15 protein-coding genes and 4 pseudogenes are annotated in these 16,244 nt (G+C 69.6%); 12 read left to right on the forward strand and 7 right to left on the reverse strand.

What is annotated here, in order from left to right; translation table 11 throughout:
* The 4 genes from ACZ4WS_RS42870 to ACZ4WS_RS42885 form a co-directional block, all read left to right on the forward strand.
* Positions 1-343, forward strand: a 343-nt coding sequence (locus ACZ4WS_RS42870) for a transposase (RefSeq protein WP_467988874.1), incomplete at its 5' end; no start/stop codon positions are given.
* A gap of 205 nt (positions 344-548) precedes the next feature.
* Positions 549-962, forward strand: coding sequence for an alcohol dehydrogenase catalytic domain-containing protein (locus ACZ4WS_RS42875; protein ID WP_467988875.1), 414 nt, complete (start codon positions 549-551; stop codon positions 960-962).
* A gap of 393 nt (positions 963-1,355) precedes the next feature.
* A complete protein-coding gene (locus ACZ4WS_RS42880) occupies positions 1,356-1,547 on the forward strand; it encodes a hypothetical protein (protein WP_467988877.1) in 192 nt (63 codons plus the stop codon).
* A gap of 32 nt (positions 1,548-1,579) precedes the next feature.
* A complete protein-coding gene (locus ACZ4WS_RS42885) occupies positions 1,580-2,824 on the forward strand; it encodes an NAD(P)-binding domain-containing protein (RefSeq protein ID WP_467988879.1) in 1,245 nt (414 codons plus the stop codon).
* 52 nt (positions 2,825-2,876) lie between these two features.
* Here ACZ4WS_RS42885 and ACZ4WS_RS42890 read toward each other — a convergent pair whose 3' ends face one another.
* Complete coding sequence (locus tag ACZ4WS_RS42890; RefSeq protein ID WP_467988881.1) at positions 2,877-3,368, reverse strand: hypothetical protein; 492 nt, start codon at positions 3,366-3,368, stop codon at positions 2,877-2,879.
* Between the two features lie 741 nt (positions 3,369-4,109).
* Between ACZ4WS_RS42890 and ACZ4WS_RS42895 the strand changes: the two genes are divergently transcribed.
* Positions 4,110-4,904, forward strand: a complete 795-nt coding sequence (locus ACZ4WS_RS42895; RefSeq protein WP_467988883.1) for an SDR family NAD(P)-dependent oxidoreductase — start codon at positions 4,110-4,112, stop codon at positions 4,902-4,904.
* Between the two features lie 225 nt (positions 4,905-5,129).
* Positions 5,130-5,543 (forward strand): hypothetical protein, encoded by a 414-nt coding sequence (locus tag ACZ4WS_RS42900; protein ID WP_467988885.1) that lies wholly within the window; start codon positions 5,130-5,132, stop codon positions 5,541-5,543.
* A 173-nt stretch (positions 5,544-5,716) separates the two neighbouring features.
* Here ACZ4WS_RS42900 and ACZ4WS_RS42905 read toward each other — a convergent pair whose 3' ends face one another.
* A complete protein-coding gene (locus ACZ4WS_RS42905; RefSeq protein WP_467988886.1) occupies positions 5,717-6,298 on the reverse strand; it encodes an HD domain-containing protein in 582 nt (193 codons plus the stop codon).
* 71 nt (positions 6,299-6,369) lie between these two features.
* On the opposite strand from ACZ4WS_RS42905, the gene ACZ4WS_RS42910 reads away from it, so the two are divergent.
* Positions 6,370-6,675 carry a type 1 glutamine amidotransferase family protein gene (locus tag ACZ4WS_RS42910; protein ID WP_467989002.1) on the forward strand — a complete coding sequence of 102 codons (306 nt, stop codon included), beginning with the start codon at positions 6,370-6,372 and terminating at the stop codon, positions 6,673-6,675.
* A gap of 11 nt (positions 6,676-6,686) precedes the next feature.
* Here ACZ4WS_RS42910 and ACZ4WS_RS42915 read toward each other — a convergent pair.
* Positions 6,687-6,848 (reverse strand): annotated as a pseudogene (locus ACZ4WS_RS42915) (transposase); the annotation flags it as partial.
* Between the two features lie 662 nt (positions 6,849-7,510).
* Here ACZ4WS_RS42915 and ACZ4WS_RS42920 point away from each other — a divergent pair.
* Positions 7,511-7,621 (forward strand): annotated as a pseudogene (locus tag ACZ4WS_RS42920) (IS5/IS1182 family transposase); the annotation flags it as partial.
* A 104-nt stretch (positions 7,622-7,725) separates the two neighbouring features.
* Here the strand turns inward: ACZ4WS_RS42920 and ACZ4WS_RS42925 are convergent.
* Entirely contained in the window at positions 7,726-8,358 is a 633-nt protein-coding gene (locus ACZ4WS_RS42925) for a hypothetical protein (protein WP_467988888.1), read from the reverse strand.
* A gap of 293 nt (positions 8,359-8,651) precedes the next feature.
* On the opposite strand from ACZ4WS_RS42925, the gene ACZ4WS_RS42930 reads away from it, so the two are divergent.
* Together ACZ4WS_RS42930 and ACZ4WS_RS42935 are read left to right on the forward strand one after the other, a co-directional pair.
* Positions 8,652-9,623 carry an ATP-binding cassette domain-containing protein gene (locus ACZ4WS_RS42930; RefSeq protein ID WP_467988890.1) on the forward strand — a complete coding sequence of 324 codons (972 nt, stop codon included), beginning with the start codon at positions 8,652-8,654 and terminating at the stop codon, positions 9,621-9,623.
* Entirely contained in the window at positions 9,620-10,408 is a 789-nt protein-coding gene (locus ACZ4WS_RS42935) for an ABC transporter permease (protein WP_467988891.1), read from the forward strand. Before ACZ4WS_RS42930 ends, ACZ4WS_RS42935 begins: the two co-directional genes overlap by 4 nt.
* On the opposite strand, the gene ACZ4WS_RS42940 is transcribed toward ACZ4WS_RS42935, so the two are convergent.
* Positions 10,389-13,520 (reverse strand): ATP-binding protein, encoded by a 3,132-nt coding sequence (locus tag ACZ4WS_RS42940; RefSeq protein WP_467988893.1) that lies wholly within the window; start codon positions 13,518-13,520, stop codon positions 10,389-10,391. The two genes, ACZ4WS_RS42935 and ACZ4WS_RS42940, sit on opposite strands and share 20 nt — an antisense overlap.
* A 690-nt stretch (positions 13,521-14,210) precedes the next feature.
* On the opposite strand from ACZ4WS_RS42940, the gene ACZ4WS_RS42945 reads away from it, so the two are divergent.
* Positions 14,211-14,837: a hypothetical protein gene (locus ACZ4WS_RS42945; protein ID WP_467988895.1), complete on the forward strand. Its 627-nt coding sequence runs from the start codon at positions 14,211-14,213 to the stop codon at positions 14,835-14,837.
* A 59-nt stretch (positions 14,838-14,896) separates the two neighbouring features.
* Here the strand turns inward: ACZ4WS_RS42945 and ACZ4WS_RS42950 are convergent.
* Positions 14,897-15,028, reverse strand: a pseudogene (locus ACZ4WS_RS42950) (alpha/beta fold hydrolase); the annotation flags it as partial.
* Positions 15,029-15,097: 69 nt separating this feature from the next.
* Positions 15,098-15,421, reverse strand: a pseudogene (locus tag ACZ4WS_RS42955) (DUF6247 family protein); the annotation flags it as partial.
* Here ACZ4WS_RS42955 and ACZ4WS_RS42960 point away from each other — a divergent pair.
* A complete protein-coding gene (locus tag ACZ4WS_RS42960) occupies positions 15,420-15,818 on the forward strand; it encodes a hypothetical protein (protein ID WP_467988896.1) in 399 nt (132 codons plus the stop codon). The pseudogene ACZ4WS_RS42955 and the gene ACZ4WS_RS42960 sit on opposite strands and share 2 nt — an antisense overlap.
* Positions 15,819-16,244 lie beyond the last annotated feature (426 nt).

Raw genomic sequence — 16,244 nt, forward strand, 5'->3', positions numbered from 1 at the left:
CAGCTGGGACGGCGTCCTGCCCGAGGTCACACTGCTGGTCGAATGGCCCGAAGGCGCCGAGACACCCACCGACTACTGGCTGTCCAACCTGCCCGCCGGCACCCCGATCGCCGAATTGGTCCGCCTCGCGAAGATCCGCTGGCGCATCGAGCACGACTACCGGGAACTCAAACACGGCCTCGGCCTGGACCACTTCGAGGGACGATCCTGGAGGGGCTGGCATCACCACGTCACCCTGGTCACCGCCGCCCACGCGTTCCTCACCGAACAGCGCCTGGCCCCAAAAGCCGATACAGCGGACTCACCCTCTACCAGATCCTCGACACCATCCAGGACCTGCTGAACTGCTGGACCGGTACCTGCACCACCTGCCACCAGCCCCTGCCCAGAACATTCGCCACCAGCCCAAAGAGAGCCAGAACAACCTAACGGAGTCCTACTAGGCGCCAGATCGGCGACGCGGGACGCATTCGACGCTCCAGGGCGTCTGAGCCGCGTACTTGCGACCGTCGTCAGGGCAACGGCTTCGGCACAACGAGGAGTGAGTCATGAAGAGCGTGGTCCACTACCGGGCGGGCGATGCGGCAGCCGTCGCACACATCGAGGACCGACCGGAGGCGCCCGCCCCTCGGGCCGGCGAAATCCAAGTGCGGGTCAGCGTCTCCCCGGTCCACCGCGGCGATCTGGTCGCGACGGAGACCGGCCTGCCGGACGGATCCGCGGGGCACAGGCTGGGCACCGAGGCGGCGGGCGTGGTGAGGGCGGTGGGTCCATCGATGCCGGCGCTCCATGCCGGCGATCGGGTAGCGGTCTTTCCGGCCCCGGGCGCATGGTCCGAGCACATCACCGTGCCGGCCGAGGCCGCCGTAGCCGTCCCGGATCCCTCAGCGACGAAACGGCGAGCGTCCTGCTCGTCAAAACCCTCACCTCTCGTGACGTGCTCCGTGCGGTCGATGAACTGAGGGCCGCCGCGGCGGCGCCGAGCGATTCTCCACTCCTCGTGTCGGGGGCCGCGTCCGCGGTCGGCAAGCTCATCGTTCAGCAGGCCCGGGACCGCGGCTGGCCCGTTGTCGCGGTCGTCCGCAGTGACCGTTCTGCGTCAACGGTCCGCACAAACTGGCCGGACGTGCCCGTCGTGGTCTCCGCAAGCGGCGGCTGGCAGCGCGAGCTGGAGGGGGCGGTCCGCGGGAGGCCGGTGCCCGTCATCGCCGATGCGCACCGGTGGTCCCTTCGTGCGGGAGATCCTGCCCTTTCTCGACGATGGCGGGACGCTGGTCCTCTGGGGCGATCTGGCCGCGCAGCCGTGGACGCTGTCGACGTCGGAGCTGCTTATGTGAGAACTGAAGGTCCGCGCGGTGAGCGTCTCACGCTGGGCGACCCGCCCTGGGGATATCCGGGCCGCGGATCGGCGAGCCGCCGTCCAGATCGCCGCGCATAACCCACACCTTCTCGCCGTTCATGCCGCCTACCCGCTCGACGAACTGCCGAGCGCCATCTCGGCGGCACGGACCAACGGCACCGGCACCGCGTTGCTCAAGCTGAACTGACCAAAGCTGGACCGCAAGGGAGCAGTGACCTCATGGAATTCAGGACCATCGGCACCATCGGTGCAAGAGCACCAGCGCGAGCCGTGGCCGCCCACGCGGCACGCGCCGGGCACCCGGCGCTGGTCAGCAACAGCCGCGGCCCCAGCACACTCGGCGACGCCGTCGCCGCCATCGGGCCCGGCGCCTCGGCGGCCAAGTTCGAAGAAGCGGCGGCGGCCGACCTGGTCCTGCTCGCCGTCCCGTTCGGCGCGGTCCCCGCGGTCGGGCGGCGGCTCGGGGACTGGACGGGCCGAGTGGTGGTCGACATGACCAACCAGTTCGCCCGGTCCGACCCCTACCGCGGCTTCGCCGACGTCTCACCGCTGACCGGCAGCGAGTGGGTCGCCCAGCAGCTGCCCGGCGTCACGCTGATCAAGGCCTTCAACGCCATGTTCGCCACCTACATGGCTCCCGATCCCCGGCACCAGGACGGCAACCAGGTCGTCTTCCTCGCCGGTGACGACGAGAGCGCCAAGGCCCCCTTCACACGGCTGCTGACCGAAGTCGGGTTCGCGCCGGTCGACTTGTGGAGCCGGCCTGGTACGTGGGGTGGGCGGAGGCCCCCGCGCACGTCCGGCCCGTCACCGGGGGGCTCCTACGAGCAGGTGCCGATGACGCACTTGTCGCCGCCGTCGGCGGTCGACGAGATCCTCGGCTCCCGCGGCCGCCCGTCGGGCTGGGTGCTGCAGAAGCTGGACGGCCGGCGCGGGCCCGACCGCGGCGTGCTCCACTGTGACGAGGCGCCACCGGGGGCGCCGGTGCTGGAGCTTGAGCGCGCCCTGGACGCTGCTGAGAGGGTGGGTGTGCGGCTGTGCTCCTTGCGTGGTGCCGCCCCGGAACTGGAGTCGCTGCAGTCGCCCTGGGGCGTCGCTGACCGACACGGCCCACAGCTCGCCGCTCCGGCGGCTGACGACTTTCGCGCCCTTGATCAACGCGTCCCAGTGGCCCTGGCGGGGCGTCTGCGGATTCCAGTCCCCGGTGAACGTGCTCTTGTAGATCCGGAGCCGCCGGTCGGTGGCCTGCCGCACCCAGGTGGCCGCCGCGTCGACGTACGCCTGGAAGCCGGCGTCGATCCCGTCGATGGCCCACTGTTCCTTCCAGACCTGGTTGAAGTCGGCCGCGTCGTCCCCGCTCCTGGAACGGGGCTGAGGATCTGCCCCACCACAGGGGAGCCGGGTAGCGGGAGTCCGGCCTGGCCGCCTGGGTGTGGAGGCGGGGCACGCTCAGCGCGCGGCTGACCGAATGTGGTGGCATACGGCAGAGGCCCGCACGCTGCATATCGCTACAGCATCACGGCGAGCAATACGCGATGGCAGTGCCAGTTAGGGCGTTTGGGGTTGGATTTTGGAAATCGACGACCCAGGTGTCGTCCTGGGTATTGGTGGTCCTCCGATCAGCGAAGTACGGAGATTCTCCGGAGTTCAGGCTGAAACCGCCGGAGATCACCTTCTGGCCGGCCGGACAGACGGCCGTGCTCCGCCCTGCCCCGCCAGGAGGCGCTTCGGTGACCTGTCCAAATGCCATGGTGGTGTTGACGGTGCCGGCGGGGCCTGCCGGACCGGCGGGCCCTGCCGGACCGGCGGCACCGGTTTGGTTCCAGGTCATCGCGAGCTCAGTGGATCGGCACCGCTGTCCGGCCTCGAAATCGATGACCCGGAGCGCTCCGGTGCTCCGGGCGTAGCAGCCTGTGTAGACCCCGTCGGCACCGGGGATGTCGGCGTGTGCGACGCCGCCGAGCATGCTGACGGTCACGCCCAACGCCGCGGCGGCAATCGCGCCCACCTGGGCAGGCCTGCGCCCTGAAAAGGGCGCGTGTAGAGAATGAGACACGACGGTGCTCTCCAGGGAGGTTCGGGGACCGGGGTGTAGGCCAGGCCAGCTGCGGCCGGGGCGTGCCAGCGAAGCGATTCTTCCTAAAGGCCCCGAATTTCACACATGCTCACAAATTATGTCCCTCTTATGCCGCCATCGACGGCGAGAACGCGTGCAGCACGCCGGGGGACGAGAACTCGTCACCCGGCCTACCGTCAGCGGTTCAGGAACCACTGAATGGTTGCCCAGTCGACGGCGAAGACCTCTGCCAGACCGACCGCATCACGTCCCGGGGTCAGGGAACGGGTTACGGATCTGCGAGTGACTGCAGGAATCTCACACCCCTGTGGGACACCTCAAACACGGGGCTCACACCTGCTCACTCGCCCCGATCATGCCGTCGGCGTCCGTTCAAAAACCCGTGCGTACTCCAGTTGTCCCGTTGGGCTCGACGCGACGGGTGGTCGCCGGGAAGACGGGAGTGCCGGGGGTGTCCACGGCTTCGGGGTGAGGGGGGCGGGCAGTCGAAGCGGGTGATGCGGGTGGCCGGACTGGGTGGCGGCGAGGGCGGCGGCTCAGCGCTTGAGGTGGCGAGGCTGGGCTCTGCGGTTGGCGGGTGAGGGATCGCCACGCGGTTGGCCCGCCCGAGCTGGCGGCGCTGGTCCCCCCTACGCTCGATGTAGGGGGGACCAACCCAGAAAAGGGACCGCCATGGACCTCCAGCTCAAGGACAAGGTCGCCGTCGTCACCGGAGCAAGCAAGGGCATCGGCCTCGCCATCGCCGATGCGTTCGCCCGTGAAGGCGCACACGTCATCGCCGGCAGCCGGAGTATCACTCCGGAGCTCGAAGCGCTTCATGAGAAGTACGGCGTCACCGCAGTTCCGGTTGACCTGTCCACCGCAGACGGACCAGACACACTCGTCCGGCTCGTGGTGGACCAGTACGGCAGGGTCGACATCCTGGTGAACAATCTGGGTGCCGCGACGCCCCGTCCGAGCTTCCTGGACATCGACGACGCCGAGTGGCAACGGATCTTCAACATGACCCTGTTCAGCGCGGTCCGGACCAGCCGCGCGGCGCTTCCCCACCTGCTGGACGCGGACGAGGCTGCCATCATCAACATCAGCTCCATCAACGCGCGCCTGCCATTCCCCGCGGTCGTGGACTACTCCGCGGCCAAGGCCGGGCTGACCAGCCTGACCAAGTCACTGTCCGAGGAGTTCGCACCGCAAGGCGTCCGGGTCAACGCGATCGCCCCAGGACCGGTCCGCACTCCCTTCTGGACCGCTCCGGGTGGCTTCGCCGATGCCACGGCGGCCCAGGCCGGCACCACCGCACAGGAAGCCATGGATGTTGTCGTGCCGCAGAGCATGGGCATCTCCACCGGGCGGGTCACCGAAGCTCACGAAGTCGCCGATCTGGCTCTCTTCCTCGCCTCGCCGCTCGCCAGCAACATCACAGGCGCCGAGTTCACCATCGACGGTGGCCAGATCAAGACGTTGTGATCTCTTACCCCTGCCTGCGGCCCTGCCGAGGGAGTCACGGAATCCAGGGCCGAAGACGGTCATGAGGTCGTCGAGGTAACGGACCTGCTCGCCCTCGTCGCGCACCAGGTCGGGCTTGAGGGTGACGCCGTCGGCCTCCTTGGCCATGTACCAGCCGGCGCCGCCGTAGTCGCCCGCGCCCTGGTAGGTGCAGCAGCCAGCCTCCATGATGGCGACGGGCTTGCCGTGGGCGAACTCCTTGCGCAGGTCGTCGCGGTAGGTGGGGGCGTTGCGCAGCCCCCGGAACGCGTCCAGGCCCACAACGTCGAACGGGGTCCAGTCCACGCCGTCCAAAGGGCAGGAGGCGTAGCTCACGCGACCGCCGAAAAGAGGCCGTACGGCGTCGACGACCTCACCCAGGAAGGCGTTGACCTTGCCGGGGATGCCCTGGAGCGCGACCTCGCGGCCGGGGCCCGCCAGGACCGGGACGCGCTCGTTGCAGGTGTCGCCGGGCAGGTATCCGCGGGCGAACAGGCTGAGTTCGCAGCCAGTGACGAGGGCGACCTCGGCGCCGTCCCGGCGCAGCCGCTCCGCCCGTTCGGCGCAGTCGGTGAACAGCGGCAGCATCTCGGCGTTCGTCAGTTCGCAGGGGAACGGTGAGAAGCAGACCTCCAGGCCCGCTTCCGCCGCGTACCGCGCCGTGGTCTCGATCCGGTCCGGGTCGCCGCCGGTGATGCGGACCGCTGTGCAGTGCAGGTCCTTCGCGACGACCCGCTCGAAGCGCCCGGCCCTCGGCCGACTCGTGTGTACCGCCGGCCTGCCTCTGGCTCTCGTCAGCCGCCGGTTTGCCTGAGCAGTTCAGCCGCGATGGAGAAGGGCGGCGCCGCATTCGGAGACTTTCGGGCGTGCTTGACGATGGCCACTTGGAGCGAGCGGTCATCAGGCGACCGCGGGTAGGCGAGACGCACGGGCTCCTGCAGCTCGGGGGAAAGCTCGGTGAAGCGGCCACCGTCGGTGAAGACGCCCTTGTGGGTCAGGTAGGTCAGCAGGCCCATGCGGTCGGCGAGGCCGAGCGAGCTGTGCAGGGCGATGGCTTCCCAGACCCGGCTGATGTCGCCGTCAGGGACCCCGTGCTCAGCCAGCAGCTTTGCGGCGATGTCCGCGCCTTCGACCTCGAATCGGGCATTGCCCTCGGCAAGCGTCCCCAGCCCGAGGTCGTGCATGACCGTGGCTGCGAACAGCAGGCCCTCGTCGTATGCCGCATCGGTTAGCAGGCCTTCTTGCTGAGCAGTCAGCCGTGCGAAGTAGAAACTGCGCAGGCTGTGGTCGGCAATCTGCTTGTCCACCGTCTCGTGCACGATCGCGAGGGCTGCGTCGGCGATGTCGCCAGTTGGTAGAACCAGATGATCGTTCATGGTCCGAACCTAAGCAACCACAGCCGTCCACAAACAGTGGCCCGCGGGCCTTCTCCCGCCATAATTGGGCCATGATCTCCAACGATGTGGCCGTGCCCCTGCGCCATCACGTTGTCGTACTGAGCCTGCCCGGCGTGCTGCCGCTTGAGCTCGGCATCGCGGCGCAGATCTTCTCGATGGACCCGAACTACGAGCTGACGGTTGCGACGTATGAGCAGGTCGTGCCCGTGGCCCGCTCAGGGTTCTCCGTCACCGGTGCAGCCGGCCTTGATGCGCTCGAAAAAGCAGACACTGTTATTGTCCCGGAATACCAGCGCAGCCGGTCGTGGAACTCCCTGACCAGGGAGTTCCTCCGCCAGCGGCGGAAGAATGCGTAGACCCGGTCCCACGGCGGGAAGTCGGCGGGCATCGCCCGCCACTTGATCCCGTTGTCCACGAGATACCGGATCGCATCCAGCATCGCCCGGCGGCAGTACGCCTCCGCCGACCACCCGACCGCGCAGCCGGCCCGGCACCGGCAGCAGCGGCCGGATGACCGCCCACTCCCCATCCGTCATGTCCGTCGGTAGCACGGCCGCCTGACCCCGTTGTCGGCAGCGTTTCCGAACCGGTGAGCCAGGCACTCACACTCCAGAGCGACCGAACTGGACGGCCCCGCCGTCGACAGGGAACACTGCGGCACTGGGGCCTCCTGATGTTGCTCGGTGATTCGACACCAACGAGCTGTTCAGGAAGCCCTATCCGTATGCACCAAGCGCCCCGCGAACACCCGATCGGGACTCCCGTTCGACGCGCATCTCTCAAGATCGGAAAGACAACAGCTACTAACGCCTGTTCCTTCTCGACTCTGTTCTGTTGCATGCAGGAAGTCAGATGTGGACAAAGAAGCAGGTCATCAGATGCACTGCCCGAGCGCAGGCAACAACAGGACGGCGGGCCCGTTTTTGATGGTGTCCCGCCGAGTGGTGTAGTCGGTCTGGGCCCTGAAACACCCGGTTGTCCGCCCTGGGCGTGCAACCGGTGTCAGTGACTGCTCCCTGAACAGATACAGGCCACCGTGCAAGTCTCCCTGGTGAACGGCCCGTTCAACCGGAGGAGCACACGATGGCCTTGTCCCAGTCCGACCTGATGCGGCTGCGGGAGTCACTACATACGGCCGACGGAGTCGAGTCAATCAGGGTTCTGCAGGAGCTCATCGAGGCCGAGATCACCGAGGCCGGCGTGTGGCAGCGGCTGCACGAGGTCCTGCTCGCGAAGCTGCGGGCCGCCGACGCGCTCGATTCCTCCCGCGCGGCCGTGGACTCCTCACATGTCAGGGCCTTAAGGGGCCGAAGACGGGACGAAGTCCTGACGGTGGCCGCGAAACTGCTACTCGACGCAGCCAGCCAGGAAAGGCCGTCCGTGTCCGTGTGAACCACTCGGAATCGTCAAGCCGGGGACCGACACAGCTCGTCGCGTTCAAGGAACGGCCGCTGGATCACACCGCCTTCCCCTATGTGTTCCTGGTCCAGCCATGTGGTGACACCGAGCGCGCCGAGCCTGTGGAGTTCGTCGAGGATCTCCAGCGCCTCCGCCCGTTCCGGCAGTGTCTGCCACTTACCGTCGGGCAACGGGCGTGCGGCCGCGCGGGTAGCGGCCTCCGCACGGTCGGCGGGAATCCCGAACCGGGCGGCCTCGCCACCGAGCAGCGGCAGTGCACCGCCGAGTTGCTCGACGCCTACCTGTCCACCGTGACCGACCTGCTCGCGCACGGCCGCTACACGCCCGCTGTCGGACCGCGCCTGCACAACGCCCACGGGGCCGGCAGCCACGACATGGGCGCCGGCCGCCTGGGCGACCTCGCCTACCAGGCCGCCTGGCGGCACGATCACATCTCCGCGGCGGGCATCCTCAACCACGCCCTGACCCGCGCCCAGAACCCGGCTGCCCGCTGCCTGTTCCCACTGCGCCTCGCCCGCACGCTCGCCGCGCGGAACGAACGCCGCGCCGTACTGCGCGCCCTCGCCGCAGCTGAGACTCACCTCAGTGACGCCGGTGCCGACCGCCCGCCTGGTGCGCATGGGTGTCCGCCGCCGTTATGCGGTCTGTCAAGCTGTCCCAACCTGCACATGTCTCAAGGCTTTGCTGCTGCCTGGCCGCGTGACGGAGCCGCGGACCGGGCAGCAGCAGACGGGTTGGTGGCGATGATCGCTTCGGTGCGTCTTCGTCGAAAGCGCCGGCGGGGCGCGGCGACAGCCGCGCTGAGGCCGCAACGGCAGGGAGGCAATAAGGCATTGTCCTCCGCCGCCCGGTTCCAGGGCGCTGAAACCATCGTGAAACCGCGCTGAATGCACCCTCCCGCAACCTCTGCGGCATGACCACAACGACATCGCACTCACTCGCCATCGCGGCCAAGGGGCTGCGCAAGGCCTACGGGGACAAGACGGTCCTCGACGGCATCGACCTGGCGGTGCCGGCCGGCACCGTCTTCTCCCTGCTCGGCCCGAACGGCGCCGGCAAGACCACCGCCATCAAGATCCTCTCCACCCTCATCACCGCCGACGCCGGCGACCTGCACGTCGGCGGCCACGACCTGGCCGCCGACCCGCAGGCCGTGCGGGCCGCAATCGGCGTCACCGGGCAGTTCTCCGCCGTCGACGGCCTGATCACCGGCGAGGAGAACATGCTCCTCATGGCGGACCTGCACCGCCTCTCCCGCCACGAGAGCCGCCGCACCGCCGCCGAACTCCTTGAGCGCTTCGACCTGGTGGAGGCCGCGAAGAAGCCCGTCGCCACCTACTCCGGCGGCATGAAGCGCCGCCTCGACATCGCCATGACCGTGGTCGGCAATCCGCGGATCATCTTCCTCGACGAGCCGACCACCGGCCTCGACCCGCGCAGCCGCCACACCATGTGGGGGATCATCCGCGAGCTCGTCTCCGGCGGCGTCACCGTCTTCCTCACCACCCAGTACCTGGAGGAGGCCGACGAGCTCGCCGACCGCATCGCCGTGCTCAACGACGGGAAGATCGCCGCCGAGGGGAGCGCCGAGGAGCTGAAGCGGCTCATCCCGGGCGGGCACGTCCGGCTCCGTTTCACCGACCCGGCCGCGTACCAGTCCGCCGCCGTCGCACTGCGCGAGGTCACCCGCGACGACGAGGCGCTGTCGCTACAGATCCCCAGCGGCGGCAGCCAGCGCGAACTGCGCTCCATCCTCGACTGGCTGGACGCCGCCGGCATCGAGGCGGACGAGCTGACCGTGCACACCCCCGACCTCGACGACGTGTTCTTCGCCCTGACCGGCGGCACCAACGTCCCCAACCAGCCCAAGGAGACTGTCCGATGAGCGCCCTCTCCCTCGCCGTCCGCGACTCGAACACGATGCTGCGCCGCAACCTGCTGCACGCGCGGCGCTACCCGTCCCTCACCCTGAACCTGCTGCTCACGCCGATCATGCTGCTGCTGCTCTTCGTCTACATCTTCGGCGACGTGATGAGCGCGGGCATCGGCGGCGGCGCCGACCGCTCCGACTACATCGCCTATATCGTCCCGGGCATCCTGCTGATGACCATCGGCGGCACCGTGATCGGGACCGCGGTGTCCGTGTCCACCGACATGAACGAGGGCATCATCGCCCGCTTCCGCACGATGGCGATCCACCGCGGGTCTGTGCTCATCGGGCACGTCGTCGGCAGCGTGCTGCAGTGCATCGCCAGCGTGGTCCTCGTCGGCGCCGTCGCCATGGCCATCGGCTTCAGGTCCACGAACGCCACGGCCCTGGAGTGGCTGGCGGCGTTCGGGCTCCTCGCGCTGTTCGCCCTGGCGCTCACCTGGATCGCGGTCGGGATGGGCATGGCCAGCCCAAACGCCGAGGCGGCCAGCAACAGTGCACAGCCGCTGATCCTCCTCCCGCTCATCTCGAGCGCCTTCATCCCGGCCGACACGATGCCGGGCTGGTTCCAGCCGCTCGCCGAGTACCAGCCGTTCACGCCCGCCATCGAAACCCTGCGCGGCCTGCTGCTCGGCACCGAGATCGGCAACAACTGGTGGATCGCGATCATCTGGTGCGTCGGCCTGTCCGTGCTCGGCTACCGCTGGTCGACGGCGTCGTTCAACCGCGACCCGAAGTAACGGCCATGACAGCGCGGGCCGCCTCCCGCAGCTCGTCCCGCCCCAGGGCGGCGTACCCCGACACCGCGTCGGCGTACGCCGCCCTGTCGGCTTCCTCGGCCGCCTGCCGGGCGCGGTCCGCCGACATCGTCGGCTGGAACTCCCGCAGCACCCGCAGCCGTTCGGCCAGCGCGATCATCCGTACGGCACAGGCGTCGCCGGACGCGAGCCCCGCCATGCCCAGCGCGTGCAGCGCCGTACCGAACACAGGGAGTTCGCTGGGCGAGCCGGACGGGCCGGAGAGCAGGGTCCGCAGCCCCTGCCGCAGCCGGTCGACCGGCCCCGCGACGAGCTCGATACGGCCGGCGTGCGCGTGCGCCGTCACCAGCACCGACTGGATCTGGAACGCCCACGGGTCGAGCCAGGAGTCGCCGCCGTGCGTCGAGCCGGCCGCGAGCATCCGCTCCACCGCGCCGCGCCACAGCCCGAGCCCGACCTCCGTCAGTCCACGGGCCAGCGCGATCTCGGCGCGCCCGCCGAGGTCGGGCCGGTAGAAGTCGTCCTGCTGCGGGATGTTGTCGCCCTCCGCCTGCCGCAGCCAGTACTCGGCCTCGTCGGGGTCGCCGCGCTGCAGGCAGGCGAGGACGAGGAGCGAGCGGATGCCGATGTAGTCGTGCCCGTCGCCGAGCCACGGCAGCACCTGGAGCGCCGCCTTGAGATGCCCGTACGCTTCCTCGCCCTGCCCCGTCCGCAAGCACAGCTCGCTCAGCCGGGAATGCATCAGGAGCCGCACGGACGGATTGTCGACCGGAGCCAGTGCGACGACCATCCGGCGGGCCGAGGCGAGCGCGCGGTCGATGTCGTGCTCGTACTCCCATACGTAGCAGGCGATGCACTCGGCGAGGCCGGCGACCAGCGGCTGCTCGCTGTCGCAGAGCCCCCGCAGCACGTCGTAGTCGGGAGGCAGCATCTCGGGAACGGCGCTCAGCACCACCGCGTGGGCGCGCAGCAGTGTGTCCGGCGGGGCCGGGGGCAACCGCCGGAGGGTGACGAGCTGGCGTACGGCGCGCGGGCCGGGGCCCATGAACACGGTCGCCGTGCCCAACACCGCCGCGGCGCGGGCGACTTCGACGTATTCGGGCCCGGGGTGGTAGTGCGACAGCGGCGGGCCGGTGTCCGCCGCGAGGGCGGCGAGGCGGGGATAGTTGGATTCGGTGGACCACAGAGCGGCGAGGACGGCGGTGAGGGCGGCGATGGCGGGGCCGTCCGTACGGACCAGGGCGTGCCGCAGGGCCAGTACGAGGTTGTCCTGCTCGGCCTTGATCCGCTTCCAGGCGGCCAACGGCTCCGAGCCGAAGAGCACGTCGTGGTGCGCGACCCCGAAGTCCCGTGCCCAGTCGATGAGTTGACCGACGGCCTCCTCGTCCTCGCCCGCCGCCGTGCGCCGGGCCGCGCTGAACTCCCGTACGGTCTCCAGCATCCGGAACCGCACGCCGGCCGGGGTGTCGGCGACGGTGAGCAGCGATTGATCGGCCAACTGCTCCAGCACAAGCAGCGCGTCCTCGCCGAGCACCTGCTCCGCCGCCTCGCCGGAGAAACCACCGACGAAGACGGACAGCGTGCGCAGCGCCGCCCTGGCGTCCTCGGCGAGCAGGTTCCAGCTCCACTCCACGACCGCGTGCAGCGTGCGGTGACGCTCCGGCACGTCCCGCGCCCCGCCGCGCAGCAGCGCGAACCGGTCGCCGAGGCGGCGGGCGATGTCCGGAACCGACAGGACTCGCACCCGCGCCGCCGCCAACTCCACGGCGAGCGGCAGCCCGTCGAGGTGGCGGCACAGCTCGGCCACCGCGCCCGGCGGCAGCTCCACGCTGCTCCTGGCGGCCCGGGCCCGCTGCGTGAACAACTCGACCGAGGTACCGAGACCGAGTTCCGGCAGCGCGTACACCGCCTCCGATGTGAGGCCCAGCGGGGACCGGCTGGTGGCGAGCACCCGCAGATCCTTGGAGGACGAGACCAGAGCCTGTACGAGGTCGGCGGCGCCCCGGATGACCTGCTCGCAGTTGTCGAGGACCAGCAGCGCGGCCCCGGAGCCGAGCACGCCGAGGATGCCGGACACCGGGTCGTGGCCGCTCATGGCACCGGGCCGCCCCTCCCCCGCGCCGAGCGCGGAGGCCACCTCCGCGGCCACGTCCTCGTCCGCGGTGACGCCGGCGAGCGGCACAAAATACACCACGCGCTGCTCGGCCCGGCGGCTGACGGCATGCGCGAGCCGGGTCTTGCCGAGGCCACCGGGGCCGACGACGGTGACGGCGCGGGAGACGCGCAGCAGCCGCTCCACCGCCGCGATGTCCTCGCCCCGGCCCAGGAGCTGGTTCGGCTCGTGCGGCACGCCGTGCCTGACCACAGGCGCCTCGCCGCGCAGCAGCTCCTGCTGTACGGCCTTGAGCCCGGCACCCGGATCCGTGCCGAGCTCGTCGCGCAGCTCACGGCGGTACGCCTCGTACCGCATCAGCGCCGCGGACGGGCCCGCCGTCGCCGCCTCGCCGCGCAGCAGCTCGGCGAGCACCTCCTCGTCGCGTGGACGCTCCGAGGCGGCCACGGCCAGCGGCCCGGCCGCCTCCGCGTGCCGCCCCAGCCGGGCGAGCGAGAGCGCCTGCGCGCGTACGAGCGTGCCGCGGACGGGGGCGCGCTCGGTGCGCAACGCGGCCACGGGGTCGTCGGTGTCGCCGGCCCCGTCAGGAGTGCCCTCCCACAGCGCGAGCCCGGCCTCGGCCGCAGCCAGCGATCCCGCGTGGTCCCCGGCCCTGGCCCGGTCCGCGCTGGCGGAGGCGTGCAGCAGCAGGGCGGAGCTGTCGACCTGATCCTCGGCGAGGGCGAGCCGGTATCCGGTCGGCGTGCTTGCGAGGACGTCGGCGCCCAGCTGCGCCCGGGCCCTGGACACGAGGACCTGCAGCGCCTTTCCCGGCCGCTCCGGCAACTCGTCCGGCAGCCACAGCCCTTCCACAAGCCGCTCGGTGCTGCAGCCCGTGCGCAAGTCGCCCGCGAGCAGCGCGAGGAGGCCGCGGAGCCGGGGCGCGGTGACCTCCTGTCCGCGATAGGCGACACGCGGCAGCAGGGTCAGGTCGGTGGTCACCCGTGCAGACTAGCCAAGGCGCCGGCCGCCCGAACTCCCACTGCGCGGGCGGCCCTCGCCCAACGCGCACCCGCCGCCTGGGCGGACGCCGCAGCCGCGCCGACCGTTCCTCCACCCGCGCCAACCGATCCCGCCGCCGTGCCCGCAGCCCGTGCCGCCGCGCGTCGGCCAACTCCGCCCGTAAGCGCACGTACCTGGTTGCGCGCTGCCGGCACTGCGGGAGTCCAGCGTCTTGACGTCATTGCGGCGCGCAACCGGTCGCGCAGCTCCAGCAGCCGCAGCAGGTGATCGGCGAGCGCCGTACCGCGGCGGCCCGTACAGCACCCGGTAATGAGGGCGGCACGCGAAGCGACTCCCGAAGTCGTCAACAAACGACTCCCATTCTCGTGTCCACAGCCAGCCTGGCTCACATGCCTGCACAGCGGCACGGCACATAGGGCGCCTGTGTACGGCAGGGCACAAGTGTCTGCTCCAACGCGACGGCCGACCACGGGCTGAAGCTCCCGTGCCCACGCGACAGGAACATTTGGTTCCACTCGTGCGTACTATCTCTACACTTCCACAGGCCGCGACAGTTGTGTCCTGCGGGTGGACCGGCCATCACCGACGGGACACACTCTCCATCCATTCGCGGACAAGCCCCCGTTCCTTTCACCACCATGCCCGCGGACCAAAAGAAAGGCTCATGTCATGCCTGAAAGCCAGACCCACACCACAGAGTTGACCTCGCAATACCTCGCCCAGGTGACGGGCGACCTTGAGCGCAATGCCAAGGAGCAGGAACGTATCGCTGCGGACATCGAGGCCCTGCAGGAGCAGTTGCGTGCCCTGCAGCACGACCACACCGTGCTGGTGAACATGCAGCAGGCACTCGGCGGCGCACGCCCCGCCGCCAAGACAGACACCACAGCCGCGCCGGCCGTGCCGCACCAGGCCTCCGCTGCGCCCAGGCAGAGCAAGCCGAAGAAGACGGCCGCCACAGGTGCGAAGAAGACGGCACCCAAGAAGACCGCCGCCAAGGCCTCACCCGCGCAGGCATCCAAGACAGCGGCCAAGCCGACCCTCGTCGACGTGATCCGCGGCCATCTCGGGCAGCAGAACGAGCCGCGTTCCGCCGCCGAAATCTCCGCCGCACTCACCCAGGCCCACCCTGACCGCAGCATCAAGACCACCGTCGTGCGCACCACCCTGGAAAATCTGGTCGCCAAGAGCCACGCACACCGCACCAAGCAGGGCTCATCCGTCTTCTACACCGCGGCAGCCGCGGAAAAGCCTGCTGCGGCCGAGCCGCACCAGGAGGAGGCCGTGGCCGGCTGAACTCCCCCACCAGCGCCATCACACCGCCGCCAGCACGGGGACGGCGCCAAACATTCCAAGTAGCGGTCGGCGAGCGCCGGGATCAGGTGGCGGAACATGTGCGAGCTGGTCGGGAAGCCGTGCAGGAGCACGACTACGGGTGCCTCGGGGTCGCCGGCCTCCCGGTAGAAACCTTGCAGATCGCGGCGGATGCGGGTCTGGTCGACGCCGTCGGAGTCGTCCTTGCCGGAGGCGAGGAACGCGTCGACGGCCGGGGCGGCGGCGAGGCGGGCCTGCCAAGTGCGCACGACGTCGTGGAGCGGGGTGAGGCTGTAGGTGTGCCGGGAGTCCTCCAATGCCGCTGCCCAGTCACGCTCGAACGCCGGCACCCAGCTGCTGGCGCGGAGTTGGGCGAGCAGCTGCGCGGCAGCGGTGGGAGCGGGGGCGGGCGCGTGGTCGGGCTGGCGCTCACGGGCTCCTCCTGGTGGGTCTCCTCGCCACGGTACGCGGGGCGCGCGCGGCGTGGGGACGGACGCCGCGTCCAGTCCGACAGCGACAACGCAAGACAGCGCCAGCCCGCTCCTCGACCCGTGCCTGTTTGGCATGTGGATCCAACAAGACGGCTTCCCTAAGAGCTTTCCCCTGACCGAAGACGGCGTCGTCCGACCGGTCAATCGCACCGGCTCCGCCTCCGTCAACTTCGGCTCGGATGGCCACGGCGAGATCGTGGCCAACCTATGGCTGACCGGGACCCACGACGGTAAGTCCGTCGAGCTGAACATCACGGGAAGAGACACCTTCACCTACGCTGTCCGAGACTCCACCGTGCACTACGACTCAAATTCGAAAGATATGCAGCAGATTCTGTACATCGACAACAAGAAAGTTCTCTCCAAGCCATACGAGAATCCGCTGCATGCTGACCAGGCCACCTGCACACAGGCTCATCTGACCCTGGCGAACGTCGACAGCACTACCCACTTCGACCGGCCCGCGCCCTGACCGTGGTGCCCGGAAATCGCAGCCCTCATCATCGCAGTCGACCTGGGTATGGGCGGGGAATTCGAGCGTAGCCGGGCGCCATCACAAGATCGTCAACAGAGCCCGTAATTCCACGATCGCGCCGCGAGCGTCGCGTAATTCCCAGCAGGACGGCAGGGTCTGCGAGGGGCCGCCCGATCTTCCCGTGTCCGGGCCGTTCCGCTCAGTCGAGGGCGCTTCGGCGTGGCCAACTCGATGAGCTGCGCTCGCCCTGGACGGATCGGCCCGGCGTTGGTGCTGGCTGGCTGTCGGGCGGCCCCCCGAAGTGCGGCGCCGCTCCGGGAGAGGATTTTTGGTGCACAACGAGATTGAGAGCCATCTGCCCTGACCGTGTGTGACATGCCGCGTCTGGCGTAATGGGCTGTTCGGGGTGGTCGGCCGCGTCAC

The organism is Streptomyces sp. NPDC029292 (assembly GCF_055569295.1).